A 20601-nucleotide genomic window follows, 5' to 3' on the forward strand; every position below is an offset into this window, starting at 1 on the left:
CACGGTGCGCGACGTGAACGCCAATTTCCAAGTGCAGGGCGATACCGAGGTCGGCGATCAGCTCATCGGCCAGTGGCTCCGCGTCTCCGACGGCGTCACCGCCGAGGCGCGGCAGATCCTGTCCACGACCGGCGACACGCTCACGGTGGACGGCGCGTGGTCTACGACCGCGCCCGAGGCCGGCTGGACCTATGGCGTCTACACCAGCGAGACCGGCGACGAGCTGTTCCAGCTTCTGGACGAGAACGGGCAGCCCGCGCTGCTGGACGAGGACGGTCTGGTCGATCCCAACGGCGATCCGGTCACCTTCACGGGTACGCTGACCGGCACCGCGACGCGGACAATCCAGGCCGACGCCGTGATCGGGGGCATCACCCGCGGGGCGGAGATCACCATCCTCGCGGGCTCCGACCTGGGGCAGACGCGGATCGTGGAGTCCGTCGATGGCGACCGCATCACCGTCACGCGTCCATGGGGCAGCGCGCTGGAGCCGGGCACGATCTTCGCGCAGCGTGGCTTCGACGGGCTGGCGCTGCCGATCGTGGGGGTGGAGATCCTCGATGACGACGAGGCGGGCCTCGCCGTGGTCGAAAGCGTGGAGAATGGCAGCGCGCCCGTCACCGCCGTCGCCGAGGCGCGGCAGGTCGGCCAGAGTGACGTCTACACGGTCAAGCTGACCCGCGCGCCGACTGCGCCCGTGGTGGTGACGGTGAAGACCGATGGCGAGACCGGCGCGGCCAGTGCCGATGCGCGCGCCGGCACCGATGCCGAGGGCAACCTGACCCTGACCTTCGACGCGAGCAACTGGACGACCGCCGCCGCGGTCGAGCTGACGGCCGTCGAGGACGAAGTGGTCGAGGGGACGCAGTTCCAACTCGTCACCCACAGCCTGACATCGGACGATACCGGGTCGACCCCGCGTGTCACCGACACGTTCTCGATCGCCGAGGGGGACGCGACCGCGACGCTTCTGCTGTCGGCCAACCCGGTCGTCGGCAGCCCGATCGCCATTCGCGGCGACGGGGCGCAGGATCTTGTCCAGACCGTCAATCTGGGCGCAGGCGTGGTCGGCGGGACCTTCCGCCTGATCGTCGGTGGCGAGCGCACAGAGGCGCTGGGCTTCGACATCTCCGCCGAGGCGCTGGCCGAAGCGCTGGCGGACCTCTCCACCGTCGGCCGCGCGGCGATCTCGGGCACCGGCGCGGGGCTGCCGAAGGTCTCGGTCGTACGGACGGACAACAGCTTCGAGCTGACGTTCGAGGAACCGGTGGGCCGCGTCGATGGCGACGGCGCCGGGCTGATCGAGGGCGTCACCGTCACGGTGGACGGCGAGGATTTGGACCCCGACGTGATCGAGATCGAGGTCGAGGGCAGCGAACTGATCTTCCGCGACCCGTCGGGCGATCCGGTCGATGTCTTCGGCGAGATCGAGGTCAGCTATGATCGCGCCATCGCGGGCTTCGACGGCGCGGCGACGCCGCGGATCGACGTGACCGTCCTCGACGAGGATGCGCCGACCGTCCTCGTGACGCAGACCGGCGGCTCCACCGACGTGATCGAAAGCGAGACGGTCACCGCCGTCACCGGCGACGTTCTGTCGACCGGGGTCGATGCCGAAGGCCGCATGACGGTCGAACTGTCGGACGTGACCGGCGTCTCCCTGGGCATGAGCCTCTTTGTCACCGAAGGCGCCGGCGCGGGCCAGTCTGCGGTCATCTCCGCCATCGACGGCAACACCGTGACGCTGATGACCGACCTCGCTGGTCTCTCCGAGGAGAGCTTCGCCTTCGATTTCGCCGAGGATACGTTCGAGCTGCGCGCCATCCCGCGCGAGGGCTCGGTCTCGGTCACGATCACCGGCGGCGACGGCGAACCGGCCGGCTACACCGTGGACGGACAGCTTCTGATCTTCGACCGTCCGGTGACGGGCGAGGTCAGCGTGTCCTATGACGGGACGCCCGACGCGACGAGCGACTACGCCGTGCTCGACTTCACCGGACAGCCGGTGACCGACAGCTATTCGGTCGTTCTCTCCAAGCGGCCCACCGAAGAGGTGGTCGTCACGCTCGATCCCCGCCACAGCCGGACGACGCGCGGCGAGGTCTCGACCTTCGCCGACCAGGTGCACTTGTCGCAAACGCGGCTTGTCTTCACGCCCGAGAATTGGAACGTCGCTCAGACGGTCCATGTCGCGGCGATCGACGACGGGGTCATCGACGGGGGCGACACCAAGCTCTTCCCCGAGACGCCGAATGTCGTGAACGGCATCCGCGGTCCGCTGCTGGTCGACGGCGCGGGCGGGGCGGGCACGCTGGGCGGCCTGCCGGCGCCGGTCATGCTCCCGCAGGAACGCAACGACCGTGTGCCCGACGGCACCGTCGTGGATGTCGACCCGGTCGCGCAAACCCGGATCACCGTGCGTAGCGACGCCTTGCCGGAGCTGGTCGAACTGGAGGGCCGCACCTTCGAGATCGTCGACCGCGATCAGAAGGGCGGGGTCGAGCTCAGGGGCAAGTTCCGTCTGATCCTCGCCGCCGAGGACTCCGGAGACTTCACCACCCTGACCCTGAACGCCGCCTTCGAGGCTACGCCCCAGGAGATCGAGGGCCGCGACTTCGCCATCACCAACAAGAGCATCAATTTCTTCGCCGTCGAGGAAGATCAGGTCGACACCGTCTTCGTCGCCAACGGCGACTCCGTCCGCGACGACACGGGTGTTCTGACGGCCACGCGCCTGACGGGGCTCGGCATGGGCGAGGACGTGGTGATCGGCGGGCAGAGGCAGGCCGGGGGCCTGACCTATCTCGGCTTCGAGGAGCTTGAGATCCAGCTCGGCCGTGGCTCGGACGATTTCCGGGTCGACACCACCCATCGCGGCTCGACCGTGATCCGGGGCGGGGAAGGCAACGACGTGTTCGACGTGCAGTCGGTCGCGGGCCTGACGACGATCCGGGGCGAGCAGGGCGACGACCGCGTCTGGGCCGGCTCCAACGTGCCGCTCCTGGATGCGACGGGCGAGGGCGGGCGGCTCGACAATATCGGCGCCCTCCTGACCTTCGACGGCGGGGAGGGCGCGGACGCGCTCGATCTCGACGACACCGGCGAGACCGCCTCCGAGGTCGTCCGTGTGACCCGCGAGACCGTCTCCGGGCTGGGAATGGGCGGCGTCAACGAGGAGCAGGTCCTCGTCGTCCGCGCTTCGGGCGGCACCTTCGGTCTGGAATTCCAGGGAACCCTCCCGGAGCGCGAGACCTTCGCGGGCAGCGGCGCCACCTCCTCGGTCGCGCTGGGCACGATCCCGGCGGGCGCCGTGAGCATCGAGGCCGACGGCGTCCTGCTGGACCCCGAAACCTATGCCGTGGTCGTCGATGGCGGGGTCGCGCGGATCGTCTTCGCCGATCCCCGCCCGGAATCCGCTTTCACCGTGGCCTACGAGACCGAGGTGACGGAGCGGACCGGGCCACTGGCCTACGATATCTCCGCTGCCGGGCTCCAGGCCGCGCTGGAGGCTCTGGACGTCATCGGCATCGGCAATGTCGCCGTGACCTCGATGCGCGCCCATGACGCCAACCAGGCGCCGAGCTTCGTGCTGCGCTTCCGTGGCGATCTGACCGGGCGCGACCTGTCGCAACTGCGCGTGGTCGAGGCCGCGCTGACCGCGCCGATCTTCGGCAACGGCGCCCTCGCCGATGCGCGCAGCGAGGCGAGCGCCACGGTCTATACCCGCCGCGACGGCAGCTCCGACGCGGCCACCGCCGAGATCCAGATCGTCGACCTCTCCGAGCCCGGACCGGACCAGGCGCGGCGCGACCTGTTCGTGGCCACGGGCGGGGACGAGACCTTCGAGCTGGTGCGCACGCCCGTCGGGTCGGACATCGAGGTGCTGGTCAACGGCGTGGCGACCGCCGCGACCCTGTCGGACGGCCGCGTCACCGTCGAGGGCCTCGCCGCCGAGGCCGAGGTCGAGATCCGCTACACCGCACTGGCCGCCTTCACGCTGGCGCTGGATGGCGAGACGACGCCTTTGATCGACCGCGACGTCGATGCCGCCGGGCTGGCCGCCGCGATCGAGACCATCGCCGCCGGGCGTCTCGCCTCGGTCGAGGATCTGGGCGAGGGCCGCTTCGCTGTCGTGTTCACGCCGGGCCGGATCGACGCGATGACCGCGAATGGGGACGCGACCGTGCTGGTCTCGACGTTCCGGGACGGTTCGGACGAGCCCGCGCGCGACGATGTGCAGATCATTCGGGTGGACGGCACGACCGGCAGCTTCCAGCTCGGGCTGGATCTCGGCGAGGGGGTCGTCGAAACCGATGCGATCGCCGTCGGCGCGGGGGCCGAGGCGGTAGAGAACGCCCTGCAACTGGCGCTGCTGGGCAGCCGCTTCGCGCAGGACATCTCGGTGTCGAAATTCGACGGGCCCGACGGCGACGTCTACATGGTCGCGTTCCAGGGCGTGCTACGGGGCACAAATGGCGGCGCGGGCGTCGGGCATCTCGTGGCCAGTGCCAGCGATCCCTCCACGCGCGTCGAGGTCGAGGCGCGGATGGACGGCGTGGGCTATTACGGGGTCGAGACGCTCGATCTGGCGCTGGGCGCGGGCGACGATATCGTCAACGTCCAGGGCACGGTGGCCAAGACCGGCATCGACACCGGGCCGGGGGGCACGGACGATGCGGCGGAGCATGTCTTCGTCTCCTCCGACGCCGATCTCGACGCGCGGCTGCGGCCCAACCGCGACGAGGCCACGCGCTATGCGGCGCCGGACCCGGCCGATCCGGTCTTCGCCTTCGACTACCTCTCGGGCGATCTCGACGGTGTCACCGGGGCGCTGGACCTCCAGGCGGGGCAGGGGCGCCACGGACTCTGGATCTCGGATGCGAGCCAGACCGTCGGCAAGACCGTGACCGTCGAAGCGGCGGAGACAGACGGAATGGAGATCGCGGTCTCCGGCCTCGCGCCGGCGGACATCCGCTTCGGAGCGGGCGCCACGGGCCATTTCGCCGAGGGCGTACGGCTCGTGACTGGCGCGGGCGACGACGACGTTACCCTGACCGAGGCCTTCCGCCGCGCCGCCGAGAACGGGGCGGGCGAGGCGCTGCGGATGACCACCTTCGTCGATCTCGGCGATGGCGGCGACAGGCTGACGGCCTCGCTCTCGGGCGATGCGGCCTCGGGCTACGGCGCGCCGACGATGCTGGTGGTCAATGCCGGCAGCGGCGACGACACCGTCAGCGCGGCAGGTACCGGGGCGCTGGCGCCGACCGACCTCCCGGTCCTCGTCTTCGGCGAGGAGGGGGCGGACGTGATCGAGGGCGGTCTCGACACCGATATCCTGTTCGGCGATGGCGGCCGGGTGCAGATGTTGAGCGGCGCCGCCGTGGCGCAGCGCTTCGGCGCAGGTGGTCCGGGCGACTTCACCGACGGCGTGATCCGGATGCCGGACCGCGTGTTCGACATGGCGCAGGATCTGGGCGACCCTGCCATCGAGTCGGATGTCGACAATGACGGGCTGGACGCGGCGCGGGGCGCCGATGACGTGATCCGGGGCGGTCTCGGCGACGACATCGTGCTGGGCGGCATCGGTTCCGACCGGCTGGACGGGGCCAACCTCGCCCATGTCGCGCTGATCGCCGAGCGCGAGGATCGCGACCTGATCCTCGGCGACGCGGGCCTGATCTCTCGCAAGCCCGGCGACCTGAGCGATGCGCGGTTCCGCAAGCTGACCGGCGAGCGGCTCTATGGCGAGACGCCGGGCGTGAATGACGGCCTGTCGCTGACCGACATGTCCACGGACTTCGCCAACCCCGACGAGACGCCGGAATGGGCGGGCTACGAGGTGCGTCTGGACGATGGCGCCTCGGGACTGACGGGCGACGACTCGATCGCGGGCGGCCTCGGGGCCGACATGATCTTCGGCCAGACCGGCGACGACGTGGTGCAGGGCGACGGGTCCATCGACCTACCCGAGGATCCCGGCGCCGCGCGCAGCCGCGACGCGGCGAGCTTCGCGCGGCTGGAGCTGGTCGCCTCGGTCGAGGATCTCTACGGCGCGGGGACGGACGGGAACGACTATGTCGAGGCCAATGCCGGCGCCGACGTCGTCTTCGGCGGGCTCGGGCAGGACGACCTGCTCGGCGGCAGCTCCGACCTGTTCGGGCTCTGGACTCCCGAGCAGCGGGCCGACGGCACCGACATGATCTTCGGCGGCGCGGGCACCGATATCGCCCGCAACCAGGAGGGCGACGACGCCGACCGCAACCGCGACAGCGACGTGATCGTCGGCGATAACGGCCGGATTCTCCGCATCCTGCGCGAGGACGGCAGCCGCGAGCAGTTCGCCTACGACACCCTGGGCGAAGAGCGGCTTGTGGTGCGCGCGGTCGACCATCTCGACTACACGCGCGGCGGGCTGGACTGGTCCGAGGGTGCCGCGAACGACATCGGCGCGGCGGATGAGGTCCATGGCGAGGGCGGCGACGACGCGATCTATGGTCAGGTCGGCGGCGACATCCTGCTGGGCGATGCGGGCGACGACGATATCGTCGGCGGCCAGGGCCACGACTTCATCTCGGGCGGCACCGGCCAGGACGGGGTGATCGGCGATGACGGCCGTATCTACACCTCGCGCAACACCGCCGGGACCGGGATCACCGAGCCGCTCTTCGGCATCTCCGCCGTCGAAGTGAACGCCACCGTCCGCGCGAACGGCCCGTTCTTCATCACCGAGGTCCACGACGCCGGCGCCCTCAAGAAGAGCGTCAATCTGACCTCCTTCGACCTGGGCCTCGCGGCGCAGAACGGGGACTGGACGCTCGACACCGACCGGACCGAGGCCGACGACATCATCTTCGGTGGCCTCGGCAGCGACTTCCTGCATGGCGGCTATGGCGACGATGCGATCTCGGGCGCGGAGGCGCTGGCGGTCTACTACCCGGATGCGCAGGGCCTGCCCTTCGACCTGGGCGCGGCGCGCGAGGCGGACGATGCCTTCCTGTTCAACCCGGGCGACATCCTGGGCTATGGGCGCGGCACCGGCGCGGGCGACCGCAGCGTCGAGTTCGCGGCCTATGACGAGAACGATCCGCGCTCCAAGGTCTATGTGACCAAGGTCACGGGCGCCGATGGGCTGCCGGTCTGGCAGTTCACCACCGCCGACACCCCCGGTGCGCAGGAATTCGTCCTGAACTTCGACGCGACCGAGGGCTTCGCCACCGGCGAGACCGCGACCGAAGGCCTCGTCTTCAACGATGGAGACGACGTGATCTTCGGCGATCTCGGAAACGACTGGGTCCATGGCGGCACCGGGCGCGACCACATGTATGGCGGCTATGGCGACGACCTGCTCAGCGCCGATGACGACCTGACCACCAATGGCGAGCTGAACGATGTGCCCGACGGGCCCGCTAAGAAGGGCGTGGCCTCCTATGAGGACATCGCCTTTGGTGGCGCGGGCCGCGACGTGATGATCGCCAATACCGGCGGCGACCGGCTGATCGACTGGTCGGGGGAGTTCAACTCCTATGTCGTGCCCTTCGCGCCCTTCGGTATGGGAACCGTCAGCCGGGGCATCCAGCCTGCGCTGAAGCAGTATCTCTACGACCTCTCGGCCGCAGACGGGGCCGATCCGACGCGCGCCGCCGATCAGGGGCTCGACGGGTCGCGCAACGGCGAGCCGGGTGGCGAGATCGGGCTCGTCGATCAGCGCGACCCGGACTGGGGCGACCAGCGCGGCGCGCCGGACGATCCGCAGCCGGGCAACAAGGGCGGCCAGCAGCGCGACGTGCTGCGCGAGGCCGAGCCTGTGGCGGCCCTGACCGCCGAGACCCTGGGCGAGGGGGCCGAGGCCCTGACCGTCGAGGCCGCGCTGCCGGTCCTCTCCGAGGCAGTCTCCGTCTGGACCGGCTCGGGCCTGCTGAAGCCCGCGCAGGTCAGGGGGCTGGGCGATATCACGCTCTCGGTCCAGGAGCTTGGCGGCGCCGCGCTCGCTGTGGCGGACGGCTCGGCGATCACTCTCGACGCCGACGCGGCGGGGCATGGCTGGTTCGTCGATCCGACGCCCGGCACGGCAGAGGAGTTCATCCGCGACGCGGATGGTTCGCTGGTTGCGGCGACCGGGCCGGCGGCGGGACGGATCGACCTGCTCAGCGTCCTGCTCCACGAGATCGGGCATGTCGTGGGCTTCGACCATGACGCGGCGCTCTCGGTCATGGCGCCCACCCGCGGGACCGGCACCCGCGACACCGAAGAGGCGTTGCTCTTTGATCAGTCCACCGGCACCCTGACACCTGAGACGGCGCCCGAGGAGGATTACCTCGTGATCGTCGCAAGGGACGAGGAGACAGCCGTGACGACGCCGGGCCTGATCGACTGGGGCGACACAAAGGCGGGCGGCGACACAGCGAAGGGCAAGGCGGCGCGATGATCCAGACACAGGCCAGGCTCCAGGAGGTCGCCGGGCCGGAAGCTGAACTGCTCGACACCGAGGTCTGGTCGCGCCTGCACGCCGCGCCCTCGGCCGAGGCCTTCGCGGCGGCCTGGCTCGATCTGCAATGCCGGCTGCTGGGCGCGGTGCGGCTTGCCGCCGTGCTGATGGCGCCCGAGGACGGGACGCCCATGAAACCCATCGCGCTGCGCCCCGCGACGGCGCAGCTTTCGCCCGGCGTGATCTCGGCCGCCGAACGCGCGGCCGCCGAGAAGCGCGGCGTCGTCCGCAAGAGCGAGGACGGCGCCTCGGCCTTCGCGCTGCCGATCCTGATCGACGACACCCTGCGCGGCGTCGTGGCGCTGGAATTCCTCGCCGGCAGTCGCGTCGAAGCCAAGCGGGTCATGCGCCAGCTGCAATGGGGCACCGGCTGGCTGGAGGTGCTGATCCGGCGCCGCCACCCCGGCTCCCGCGAGCAGCTGGTCTCGATCATCGAACTGGTGTCCAGCGCCTCCACCAAGCTGACCTATGCGGATGCCACGCTGTCGCTCGTCAACGAGCTGGCGCGACGTCTCGATTGCGAGCGGGTGAGCCTGGGCCGGCTCCGGGGGCGTCATGCCCGGGTGCGCGCCGTGTCGAACAACGCCGCCTTCAAGCAGCGCAGCAAGGAAATCCGCGCCATCGCCGGCGCCATGGACGAGGCGATCGAGCAGCGCGAGGTCATCCGCCTGCCGCAGGCCGGCGAAGGCACGCCGCTCTCGACCCGGGCCCATCGCGACCTGGCCGAGCGTGGCGGGCGCGCCGTGCTGACCGCGCCGCTGCATCTCGACGGGGAGGCCGTCGGCGCGATTACCCTGGAGCGGGAGGCGCCGTTCCGCGACGCCGACGCCGCGCTGCTGGAACAACTCGCCGCGCTGGTGACGCCCTCGCTTGAGGCGCGGCGCCAGAACGACCGCTGGTTCTTCGTGCGCGCCCGCGACCAGGTCGCGGCGGGGCTGCGCATGGTGCTGGGCCCGCGCCACGTCGCCGCCAAGCTCATCGCCCTCGGTCTGATCGCGACGGCGGCCTTCCTTCTGACCGCGACCGGCACTTGGCGCGTCTCGTCGGATGCGCGGCTTGAGGCGACGGTGCGCCGCGTCATCACCGCGCCGATGCAGGGCTTCGTCGAGACGGCCCTGGTCAGGCCCGGCGACATCGTGGCCGAGGGGGCGCCCATGGCCGAGCTCGACGATAGCGAGCTTCGGTTGGAACTGGTCCGCGTGCTGGCCGAGAAATCCCAATACGAGCAGAAATACCGCGAGGCGTTCGCCGCCGAGGAGCGGGCCGAGGCGCGTGTCGTGCGCGCCCAGATCGACGGCGCGGAGGCCCGGCTCGCGCTGATCGAGGCACAGCTCGACCGCGTGACCATCGCCGCGCCCTTCGACGGCGTCGTCGTCTCGGGCGACTTGAGCCAGGCACTCGGCTCGCCGGTCAACCGGGGCGACGTGCTTTTCGAGGTCGCGCCGCTCGACGCCTACCGCGTCGTGGCCCAGGTCGATGAGCGCGACATCTCGCGGATCGAGCCGGGGCAGGAGGGCGCGATCGTGCTGGCGTCGCTGCCCGACCGCAGCTTCCCCTTCACCGTCGAGACGCTGACCCCGGTCTCCGAGGTGGTCGAGGGCGCCAACCGTTTCCGCGTCGAGGGCCGGCTGGAGCAGTCCCTGCCCGAGATGCGACCGGGCATGGAAGGCGTCGCCAAGATCGCCATCGAGGAGCGGCGGCTGGCCTGGGTCTGGACGCATCGTTTCCTGCATTGGGCGCGGATGACGGCGTGGCGCTGGTGGCCGCATGGCTGAACGGCTGTTCAGCGATCACTGGTACCGAGTCGAGCATCTCCGGCCCCGCCTGCGTGCCCATGTGCGGCTGCATCGGCACGAATATCGCGACGCGATCTGGTATGTGCTGTTCGACCCTGTGAACGCGCGCTCCAGCCGGTTCAGCCAGGCGACTAACTTCCTCGTCTCGCGGCTCGACGGCACCCATAGCGTGGGCGAGATCTGGGCCGCCGCCTGCGACCGGCTGGGCGACGACGCGCCCACGCAGGACGAGTTCATTCGCCTGCTGTCGCAGCTCCATTCCTCGGACTTGCTGATCTCGGGCGCGCCCACCGACACCGAGGAGCTGGGCCGCCGCCGCAAGAAGCAAAAGCGGGCCGAGCTCCGGCAGAAGGTCTGGAGCCCGCTCTCGCTCAAGATCCCGCTGCTCGACCCGGACGATTTCGTCACACGGACGCTGCCCTTCGTCGCGCCCTTCCTCGGCTGGCTCGGGGTCGCGATCTGGCTGGCGGTCTGTCTCGGCGGGCTGACGCTGGCCCTGCTCAACTGGGAGGCGCTGACTGCGAACCTCGCGGACCGTGTGCTGACGGGGTCGAACATCCTGATCGCCGTGCTGGTCTACCCGGTCGTGAAGGCGGTGCACGAGCTGGCTCATGCCTACATGATCAAGAAATGGGGCGGCGACGTTCACGAGATGGGCGTGATGATGATCGTCTTCATGCCGGTTCCCTATGTGGACGCCTCCTCGGCGATCACCATGCGCCGCAAGCGCCGCCGGATGCTGGTCAGCGCGATGGGCGTCTTCGCCGAGCTGTTCCTCGCCGCGCTCGCCATGATCATCTGGGCCTGGGCCGAGCCGGGGCTGACGCGGGCGGTGGCCTGGAACGTGATGCTGATCTGCGGCGTCTCGACCGTGCTCTTCAACGGCAACCCGCTCCTGCGGTTCGACGGCTACTATGTGCTGGCCGACTGGCTGGAGATCCCGAACCTCGCGACCCGGGCCAACAAGTATATCGGCTACCTGATCCAGAAATACGGCTTCGGCATGAAGGAGGCCGAGGATCCGGTCACTGCGCCGGGCGAGCGAGAGTGGTTCGCCTTCTACGCGGTTGCGTCCTTCCTCTACCGCATGTTCATCATGTTCGGGATCGTGCTGTTCGTCGCGACGAAGTTCTTCTTCATCGGCGTACTGCTGGCGATCTGGGCGGTGTTCACGCAATTGGTGGTCCCGATGGCAAAACTCTCCCGCTTCGTTGTCGCCGACCCCCGCGTCGGCCGTCAGCGCCGCCGGGCGCTATGGGTGTCGGGCCTGGGGCTCGGCGCGCTGGCGCTGGCCGCGCTGGTCGTGCCCTTGCCCTACGCCACCATCGCCGACGGGGTGATCCGCGCCCCCGACGAGGCCATCGTCCGCGCCGCCTCCGCCGGGGAGGCGACCGAGATCCTCGCCGCCTCGCAGGATCGTGTCGTGGCGGGCCAGCCGATCCTGCGGACCGAGGACCCGCTGCTTGAGGCGCGGGCCGCCGTGCTGCGCACGCAGCTGGCCGAGTATGACGCGCGGCTCGCCATGGTGCTGGCCGAAGACGCTCGCCGCGCCGACGTGCTGCGCGAGCAGATCGCCGCCACGCAGGCCGATCTCGACGACGCGGAAGAGGCGCTGGCCGATCTGACCATCCGCGCGCCCGCCGACGGGCTGCTGGTGCTGGCGCGGGGGGACGACCTTCTGGGCACAATGCTTTCCCAGGGGGAGGTGGCGGCCTATGTGCTCGATGCTGATCGGCTCTCGGCCCGCGTGGCCGTTCCCGAGGCGCGGATCGGGCTGGTGCGCGACCGTCGGGAGGGCGTGGCGGTCTGGCCCGCCGGTCCCGCCGATACCGACCCGATCCCGGCCCGCTTCGAGCGCGAGATCCCGGGCGGCACCCGCCAGCTTTCGAGCCCGGCTCTGGGCACGCGCGGCGGCGGCGCGATCCCGGTCGATCCGGGCGATCCCAACGGGCAGCGCGCGCTGGCGCAGGTCTTCGAGATCGACGTCGCCTTCGCCAATCCCGACCCGCAGGTGCTGGTCGGTCGCCGCGTTCATGTCCGCTTCGATCACGGCACCGCGCCGCTGGCGGGGCAGGTCTGGTACGCGCTGCGTCAACTTTTCCTCGACAGGTTCGAGCTGTGAGTGTCGCCGCCGCCTTCGAGGCCCGCCCGGGGCCCGTCACCGGCCGCTACCCTGAGCGTAAGTGGGAGCCGATGCCCGCGCTCGATCGCTTCGCGCAGGACGCCGCCGGAAAGCTGCGGCAGTTCATCGGCGCGCGGGCCGGACCCTATCGCAAACGCGCGCGCGCGATCCTGCGCCGCGCGCCCGCGCTGGAGGCGATAGACGACGCCGCGCTGCGGGCGGAGGCCGCGCGGCTCTCGGCCGATCTCCACCGGCACGGCTTCCGCCGGGATCTGGTGGAGGCTGGCTTCGCGCTGGTACGTGAGGTCTCGGGCCGAACGCTGGGCAAACGACATTTCGCGGTGCAGCTCATGGGCGGGCTGGCGATGCTGGACGGGCGCATCGCCGAGATGGCCACCGGCGAGGGCAAGTCGCTGACTGCGACGCTGGCCGCCGGGGTTGCCGCGCTGGCCGGGGTGCCGGTCCATGTCATCACCGTCAATGACTATCTCGTGGCCCGCGACGCTGCCGAGATGGCGCCACTCTACGGCTTCCTCGGGCTGACGGTCGCGCATGTCCTCCCCGAGATGTCCGAGGCCGAGAAGCGCGCGGCTTATGGCGCGTCTATCACCTATTGCTCCAACAAGCAGGTTGTTTTCGACTACCTGCGCGACCGGCTCGCGCGCGAGGATGGGGCGCCGCCTGCCGGCATGATGCTGCGCGGTCTCTGCTTCGGGATCGTGGACGAGGCCGATAGCGTCCTCATCGACGAGGCGCGCACGCCGCTCGTCATCGCAGAGAAATCCCGGGGCAACGAGGCGCGCGAAACGACGTTCCGCGAGGCGCTGGAGTTCGCGCGGGCGCTGATGGCGGGCCGGGACTACACCCACCGCGAGGAGGAGCGCTCGGTCGAACTGACCGAGGCCGGCCGGCGGAGGCTCGAAGGCTTCGGGCAGGCGGCGGGCGGCATCTGGCGCGGCCGTCTGCGCCGGGAGGAGCTGGTGGGCAAGGCGCTGACCGCGCTCTGCGTCTTTCACCGCGACCACCATTACATCGTGCAGGACGAAAAGGTGCATATCGTCGACGAGTTCACCGGTCGTCTGATGCCCGACCGCTCGTGGGAGCAGGGGCTGCACCAGATGATCGAGACCAAGGAGGGCGTCGCCCTGACCGATGGGCAGGTGACCCGGGCCAAGATCAGCTACCAGGCCTTCTTCCGCCGCTACATGCATCTGGGCGGCATGACCGGCACCGCGGGCGACGTGCGCGGCGAGCTTTGGGCGACCTACCGGCTGGGCGTCGTGCCGATCCCGACCAACCGCCGCTCGCGCCGCAAGACGGCGCGCGACTGCGTCCACCGGACCGAGGCCGAGAAATGGCGCGCCGTGGTAGCGCGGGCGCGGACCGCGTCCGAGGCCGGGCGCGCGGTGCTGATCGGCACCCGCTCAGTCGCGGCCTCCGAGGCGGTGTCGGCGGCGCTGACCGAGGCTGGGCTGGTCCATAGTGTGCTGTCCGCGCGGCAGGACGCCGAGGAGGCGGACGTCATCGCGCAGGCCGGCCGGACTGGCCGCATCACGGTGGCTACGAACATGGCCGGGCGCGGCACCGATATTCATCTGGACGACGCCGTGCGTAGGGCGGGAGGGTTGCACGTCATTATGACCGAACGTCACGAAAGCCGGCGCATCGACCGCCAGCTGGCCGGCCGCTCCGGGCGGCAGGGCGATCCGGGCCGGGTCGAGGTCCACCTGTCGCTGGAGGACGAATTGCTCCGCCGTTTCCTGCCCGACGCCGCGCGCGGCATCCGGGGGCCGCTGGCCCGCAGGCTGGCCGGGCCGGGCCTGTTGCGCAGCGCGCAGAAGCGGGCCGAGCAGGCCGATGCGCGGGCACGCCGCGCCGTGCTGCGCACTGACGAGAAACTCGCCGATTTCCTGGCCTTCGCGGGACGCGGGTCATGAGGGCGGCGCTCCCCCTTTTTCTCGCTCTGGCGGCGACGCCGGCCCCCGCGCAGGACTGGCACGAATGTCTGATCGCGCCGCGCGCGACGGTCCGTGTCGCCTCGGCGGTCTCGGGCGTCGTCGACGAGGTGCTGGTCGCGCCTGGCGATTACGTCGAGGAGGGACAGGTCCTGGCCCGGCTGCGCTCTGCGGTGGAGCGGGCGAATGCCGACATTGCCGCCGAGCGCGCCGCTTATGAGGCCGGGCTCGAGCTGGGCGAGGTCCGGCTCGATCTCGCGCGGCGCAATCTCGCCCGCCTGAGCGAGCTGTCGCGCTCCAACATCGCCTCGCGGGCCGCCCTGGAGGAGGCCGAGGCCGAGGCCCGCTCCGCCGAGATCGAGCTCGACCGGGCCGAATTCGAGCGTCGCCTCGCCGAGCTGGAACAGGCCCGCGCCGCCGCCATCCTCGACCAGCGCGTCGTGCGCGCGCCGATTTCGGGCGTCGTGGTCGAGCGGCTGCTCTGGCCCGGAGAGGTCGCGGGCGACCAGGCGCAGGTCGTCACCCTGGCGCAACTCGACCCTCTAGAGGTGCGGACCTTCGTGCCTTCCTCTCTCTGGGGCTCGATCGCGCCGGGGCAGGAGGCGCGCGTGCGTCCCGACGCGCCGGTCGGAGGCGAGCGCGCCGCGACCGTCGTTTCGGTCGATCAGGTCTTCGATGCCGCCAGCGGCACGATGGGCGTGCGCCTTCAATTACCGAATCCCGATCAGGGCCTGCCCGCCGGGCTGGCTTGCCGCGTCGCCTTCGACGGCGCGGCCCCCAACGAAGAAGGACAAGACCAATGAAACAGGGACTGCTCTATGAACGCCCCCGGCCCGTCGCGAAATCGTGGCACGCAGGCTGGAGCGTGAACACAACCGGCGGCTACGGCTTCGCACGGGAGCTTGCCGCGTCGCCGCTCGCGGCGGTGGAATTCCCGATCGCCGGGCGCGACCATCCGATCGTCTTCGTCGAGGGCGAGGGCGGGCTCACGCCGCTGGCGCTGCTGGGACTGACCGAGAAGGAGAACCTGTCGGTCGAGCCGGACGGGAGCTGGAGCGGGGGCTACATTCCCGCCTTCGTGCGGCGCTATCCCTTCGTGCTGGCCAAGGACGCCGAGAAGGACAGCTACACGCTCTGCATCGACGAAGCCTCGCCGGCCTGTAACACCGACGGCAAGGGCCAGCCGCTCTTCGGGCCGGATGGCGAGCAGTCGGACTATCTCAAGCGCCAGCTTGCTCTCTCGCGCGAATGGGAACGGGTGCGCGCTGCGACGGTGGCCTTCTGCGAAAGGCTGTCGGATCTCGACCTGCTGACGAAGCAGCGCGTCTCGGTCACGGATTCCGCGGGCCGGACCTCGCTGGCGGGCGGCTTCTCGGCGGTCGATCGGGAGCGTCTAAAGGGCCTTTCGGACGAGACGTTGGGCGAATTGATGCGCGCGGGCTATCTGGAGGCGATCATGGCGCATCTCTTCTCGCTGAACGGGCTGGAAGCGCTGGGCCGCAAGCTCGACCGGATCCGCAAGGCGTCGTCGAAGGCGGAGGCGGAGACGGCGCATTGACGCGGTTCGCGCCGGAGCACTCCGGCGGTCGGTTATCCTGGCGCGCGGTCCGCGGATGAGGCGCCATCTGGTCCAGGGGCGCCATCGGCCGGGAGACGGCGCCCCGGTCTCGCCTCGGGCGGGCTGCATGGCGCGGAGCGGCGCCACCGCGCTCCCTGTCCGGGGGGCAAGGCTGCGAGTTTATTGAGTGGCTGAGGGCCGCTCTTTCCTCCACTCCGGTCGGCCCGGGTGACGGGTTCCGTGAGGAGATGCCATGGACAGAGTCGCGGCTCGGAACGGCGACGCGGAGCCGAGCCTCGACGGTCCGAAGGTGGAAGGCGCGGTCCATGCGCGTCCGGCCGAGCGGCTGCTCAGACACGGCCCAGTTCGACAACCCAACCCCGCGCCTCTCGACCACGTTGCCGCTGTTGCGCGTGTTCACGGGCGCCGGCAGCATCACCTGGCGGACGGCGCTCAGCGCCACGGGACAAGGTTCGATCCTCAGGGGCACATCGATGAACGCGCCTTCCTCCAGGATCTCGTCTCGGTCGCGGAGTTTCAGTCTCAGCCAGCCGCGATGCACGCGGAACAGCGCGTTCTCTTCCGCATGGCGGTGCCGGACGAGCGCCGATGCGGAACAGCGCGTGATCAGCGCCCATGCGATAGCCCGACGAGGCCGCGAGCGGGCCGGGCTGCATCCCGGCGATCAGCGTTTCGCGGGCGGGGCAGGGTAGGGCCTCAGCCTCGGTGATCGCCGGCACGAGCCGGACCATGCCGACGTGCCGGAGGATGTCGCTGCCCGCCATGCCCTCGATATGGTGGCGGAGGTGCCTTTCGTGCCGAGAAACGGCCAGGCAGCGGACCAGACTGGCGTCCCCTATGAATGAGATCCCTGATGCGCAGGAAGCCCCGGCCCGCGCCAGGGCTGAATCCGCGACTCAACATGGATGGGGCGCCGGCTGCGATGGCTGGCGGCTCGTCGAGACGCCGGGGCTGAGGGCTCGCGAAGGGCGAATCCCGCCCGGCTGCGGCGAGCACCTGCACCTCTTCGGTCAGCAGGTCTCCCACATCCTCTCTGGGACTTTGACGATCGATTTGCCGAGGGAGGTCTGCCGGCTCGGCCCGGGCGATTTGCTGCATGTCTCCGCCGGCGTGGCGCATGAGGTCCGCAACGACGCGGAAGATCCCGTGCGCTGCCTCCTGCTGTCCGCCCCGACCGTCGAAGACGATCGCGGGGACACCGCTGCGCCCTCTCTTTCGCGAGGGCTGACCGCTCGGCGGCATGTCTCTCCGGTCCCTTGGTCGGGCCGGCCTCTGGCATCGCAAGAAGGGCGCATGAGGGCGAAATGCAGGGGCGGCGCGTCCCTGGCCGGAAGGGGCGATCTCGAATGCGTCAGCCGGCACCGCGCGTATCACCTGCCCGGTTCTCTCGGCTTCCTGGAAGCCGAGACGCCTCAAGGCGCCGATGACTCCCGGAACCTCCGCTGTAAGCTGCTCGATCGGCTCCGTGGCCAGGGCGCCCTCCCCGAAACAGCATCGCAACAATCACCAGATTCCAAGGCCCATATGGGTCGGTCGGGACGCGCTCCGTGTTGGCTCTGAGAACCCGGAACGCGTGCGGTTAACTGATACCGAGCCACGCATCTCGAAGCACGATGTTCCAGGGAAGCCGGTCGCAAGAGACTGGCGAAAGCTGCAACGCGCGTCTCCGGCCCGCGACTCCGCCCGCCTCGTCGCCTCCGAAGATGCGGACCGGGCCAAGCGCGCCGATCTTCCAGGAACTGCTTGGCGCAAGTCGCCGGCATCCAGCGGCTCCCCCAACCGGTTGCGGGCCATTAGCATGTCGGCCCGGTTCTCAAGATCGAACGATCTGCGCCCTTGATTATCCTTCCCCAAGGCGCGGAGGGTTTTGGTCTGTCTCGTCCAGAGCTGCGAACTGGCGCCCTATGCCAGCTACGTTTGCTGGGTGATCGCGATGTTGTGGCTGATGTCATCCCTGACGGCGAAGATCTCCTTGTAGACGATCTCGTATCTCTCGGACTATGCGGTTGCTTCCCTGGGTGGCTCGACTTCGATGACACTGCCAGAGCGAGAGAGGCTCGGTGCTCCGGACGTGATCGATGCCCTTGCGCCTGGCCGAGCCAGCCTGTCTGCTCCCCGACGCCCGCCGATCCGTGGCCCTTGTTCCCTGCGCCGGCGTCGGAACTGGCTCCAGCGGGCGCCGACTGCCATGCGCGAAAAGGGAGAGGCGGCCGAGGTCATCCGTGCCCGCGGCGGGATTGACCGGGATCAAGGCTGCCCGCCGCGATCCCCCTAATCTCCACTCGCTCCGGGACCGGAGAGGGAAACGCACGCGCAATCGTGTCTGGACAGCAGCCGTCAGGCGGGTGTCGTCGAAATGACGACCCGTGCCGGGTCCATGCCCGTCGTCGGCGACGGGAAAGGTTCGGTCGAGCTTTCGGTCGGCCTCGCCTGCGCGCAGGCCTATTCCGCGCATCTGGAGGCCATATACAGTCGTTCCGACCCGAAGGCGGCCTTCGAGTTGGCCGGCTCAGGCGCCACCGATCGAGATGTGCTTGAGCGTCAGATCAGCCAGCGTGCCGATGAGAGGGGAGGGGCGGAGGCCGAGCGCTGTGGCCGCCGCTTTGGGGCCCTGTGCCGAAAGGCCGTCGTGCCGGAGGCCCATCGCCCGGACCCCGAACCCGCCGCATCGGCGGTCCGGAGGACGGTGAAGGGCGCGCCGCTCGAAATGATGCCAGCTGCGGCGCGCCGTGGGGATCTTGCATCCTTCACCGCATCCTCCGCGCGCTACACCCCGCTGTTTGAAAATCTTCCGGGGGTGACGCTTCTGCGGTCGGGGCGGCCCGTGCCCTGCCTGCCCGAGGGCGCCACGGTCGCGCGGTTCCGGCGACCGTTCTTGGCTTGGGACGGCCTGAGCGGCGCGGCGGGGGCGGTCTCCGCCGCGAGCGGTCTGGCCGAAGAGGGCGCGAGCGCGACCGCTTTCCACGTCACCGAAGAGACCGCCGGCGGGGCGCCCGGCACGGCGGACAGCATCGTGCATCGTGCATCTCGGATGGCACGGCATAGCGTCAGGGGCGGCGACAGGGCTGCGGGGCTCCGCAGCGTCGGGGCCAGGCTTCTGGACGTCGCGGGCTCGGCCTGCGCGGGTCTCCTGGTGATGGGCGGCGACCGCCATGCGCGGTATCGCGGCGCGCTGCTGTGGGGTGTCACGCGCGCCGCGCTCCGCCATGCCCGCCTGCCGGTCCTGATGGCGCATTGATGCGATGACGCAGGGGCACGACTATCGCAACACCGGCGCGACGCGCCGAGGCGTCGTCTCGCAGATCTCGGGCTCGGTGGTGCATGTGCGCTTCGACGGAGAGCTTCCGCCCATCAACACGGCGCTCGACGCCGTCTGGTCCGAGCCGCGCCGGCTGACGCTGGAGGTGCAGCACCATGCCGACCGCCATACCGCGCGCTGCGTCGCCATTCAGGAGACGGCGGGCCTGGCCTGCGGGACCGAGGTCATCGACAGCGGCGCGCCCATCACGATGCCCGTGGGGGATACGGTCGTCGGCCGGCTTCTCGACGTGGTGGGCCGGACGATCGATCACGATGCCGAGCTGGCCGCCGACATGCCGCGCCGCCCGATCCACCACCCGTCGCCAAAGCTCGCGTCACAGCATTACGAACAGAAGGTCTTTCTGAGCGGCATCAAGGTCATCGACCTACTGGCACCGCTGGCGCAGGGCGGCAAGGCGGCGATGTTCGACGGCGCGGGCGTGGGTAAGACGGTTCTGGTGATGGAACTGATCCGCACCATCGCCGACCGCTACAAGGCCCTGTCGGTCTTCGCGGGCGTGGGCGAGCGCTCGCGCGAGGGGCACGAGCTTTGGCTCGACCTGAAGAAGTCCGGCGTGATCGACCGAACGGTGCTGGTCTTCGGCCAGATGAACGAGCCGCAGGGCGCGCGCTGGCGGGTGGCGCTGAGCGCGTTGACGGTCGCCGAGTATTTCCGGGACGAGGTCAGCATGGATGTCCTCTTCCTCATCGACAACGTTTTCCGCTTCGTCCAGGCGGACTCGGAGGTCTCGGGTCTCTTGGGGCGCCTGCCGTCGCGTGTGGGCTACCAGCCGATGCTCGCCACCGAAATCGCCGAATTGCAGGAGCGCATCACCTCGGTGCGGGGGGCCTCGGTGACCTCGATCCAGGCGGTCTACGTGCCGGCGGACGATTTCACGGACCCTGCCGTGGCCGAGACCTTCACCCATCTCCACAGCTCCATCGTGCTGAGCCGCGAGATGGCCTCGGAAGGCCTCTATCCGGCGGTGGATCCGCTGGCCTCGACGTCCACGCTGCAACACCCCGCGGTGATCGGCGAGCGGCATTACGCCATCGCCGAGGAGGTCCGCCGCGTGATCGAGCAATATCGCGAGTTGCAGGAGATCATCTCACTTCTGGGCCTCGAAGAACTGAGCGGCGACGACCGCAAGACCGTGGGCCGCGCGCGCCGCCTGATCCGCTTTCTCAGCCAGCCCTTCGCGGTCACCGCGCAATTCACCGGTCATCAGGGCGTGTCGGTCGATTTTTCGCACACGCTCGACGGCTGCGAGGCGATCCTGAGAGGCGAGGCGGACGATTGGGAAGAGAGTTCCCTCTACATGGTCGGCACGCTGGAGGACGCGCGGCGCAAGTAAAAGGCGCAG

Annotated in this window: 9 protein-coding genes (1 of these 9 cut by a window edge); all 9 read left to right on the plus strand. The window is 70.0% G+C overall.

Annotated features, from left to right (window positions below; all coding sequences use genetic code 11):
- Nucleotides 1-8425: the end of an LEPR-XLL domain-containing protein gene (locus tag DTQ71_RS23445; RefSeq protein WP_109563840.1), read on the plus strand. It extends 21902 nt beyond the left edge of the window; only the last 8425 of its 30327 coding nucleotides appear in the window; its start codon lies off the left edge, out of view; it ends in the stop codon at nt 8423-8425.
- Complete coding sequence (locus tag DTQ71_RS08315; RefSeq protein WP_109563841.1) at nt 8422-10260, plus strand: GAF domain-containing protein; 1839 nt, start codon at nt 8422-8424, stop codon at nt 10258-10260. Before DTQ71_RS23445 ends, DTQ71_RS08315 begins: the two co-directional genes overlap by 4 nt.
- The gene (locus tag DTQ71_RS08320) at nt 10253-12403 is read left to right on the plus strand and encodes an HlyD family efflux transporter periplasmic adaptor subunit (protein WP_109563842.1); all 2151 of its coding nucleotides are present in this window, start codon (nt 10253-10255) and stop codon (nt 12401-12403) included. The genes DTQ71_RS08315 and DTQ71_RS08320 overlap by 8 nt, the downstream gene beginning before the upstream one ends.
- Nucleotides 12400-14340 (plus strand): preprotein translocase subunit SecA, encoded by a 1941-nt coding sequence (locus DTQ71_RS08325; protein WP_211317116.1) that lies wholly within the window; start codon nt 12400-12402, stop codon nt 14338-14340. The genes DTQ71_RS08320 and DTQ71_RS08325 overlap by 4 nt, the downstream gene beginning before the upstream one ends.
- The gene (locus DTQ71_RS08330; RefSeq protein WP_109563844.1) at nt 14337-15161 is read left to right on the plus strand and encodes an efflux RND transporter periplasmic adaptor subunit; all 825 of its coding nucleotides are present in this window, start codon (nt 14337-14339) and stop codon (nt 15159-15161) included. Before DTQ71_RS08325 ends, DTQ71_RS08330 begins: the two co-directional genes overlap by 4 nt.
- Nucleotides 15158-15916: a SapC family protein gene (locus DTQ71_RS08335; protein WP_109563845.1), complete on the plus strand. Its 759-nt coding sequence runs from the start codon at nt 15158-15160 to the stop codon at nt 15914-15916. The genes DTQ71_RS08330 and DTQ71_RS08335 overlap by 4 nt, the downstream gene beginning before the upstream one ends.
- 858 nt (nt 15917-16774) lie before the next feature.
- Nucleotides 16775-17497 (plus strand): cupin domain-containing protein, encoded by a 723-nt coding sequence (locus tag DTQ71_RS24845; RefSeq protein WP_170125364.1) that lies wholly within the window; start codon nt 16775-16777, stop codon nt 17495-17497.
- A gap of 796 nt (nt 17498-18293) precedes the next feature.
- On the plus strand, nt 18294-19175 hold the full coding sequence (locus DTQ71_RS08345) for a universal stress protein (RefSeq protein ID WP_109563847.1): 882 nt from the start codon (nt 18294-18296) through the stop codon (nt 19173-19175).
- 4 nt (nt 19176-19179) lie between these two features.
- Nucleotides 19180-20592, plus strand: coding sequence for a F0F1 ATP synthase subunit beta (gene atpD / locus DTQ71_RS08350; RefSeq protein ID WP_109563848.1), 1413 nt, complete (start codon nt 19180-19182; stop codon nt 20590-20592).
- Nucleotides 20593-20601: the final 9 nt, after the last annotated feature.

Source organism: Jannaschia seohaensis, from assembly GCF_900116765.1.
GTDB classification, from domain to species: domain Bacteria; phylum Pseudomonadota; class Alphaproteobacteria; order Rhodobacterales; family Rhodobacteraceae; genus Jannaschia; species Jannaschia seohaensis.

Bases quoted from the DNA above. Each gene is read 5' to 3' on its own strand.
- DTQ71_RS08320 (WP_109563842.1), top strand. From the start codon at position 10,253: ATGGCTGAACGGCTGTTCAGCGATCACTGGTACCGAGTCGAGCATCTC.
- DTQ71_RS08345 (WP_109563847.1), top strand. From the start codon at position 18,294: ATGACGACCCGTGCCGGGTCCATGCCCGTCGTCGGCGACGGGAAAGGT.
- DTQ71_RS08330 (WP_109563844.1), top strand. From the start codon at position 14,337: ATGAGGGCGGCGCTCCCCCTTTTTCTCGCTCTGGCGGCGACGCCGGCC.
- atpD (WP_109563848.1), top strand. From the start codon at position 19,180: ATGACGCAGGGGCACGACTATCGCAACACCGGCGCGACGCGCCGAGGC.
- DTQ71_RS24845 (WP_170125364.1), top strand. From the start codon at position 16,775: ATGAATGAGATCCCTGATGCGCAGGAAGCCCCGGCCCGCGCCAGGGCT.
- DTQ71_RS08335 (WP_109563845.1), top strand. From the start codon at position 15,158: ATGAAACAGGGACTGCTCTATGAACGCCCCCGGCCCGTCGCGAAATCG.
- DTQ71_RS08315 (WP_109563841.1), top strand. From the start codon at position 8,422: ATGATCCAGACACAGGCCAGGCTCCAGGAGGTCGCCGGGCCGGAAGCT.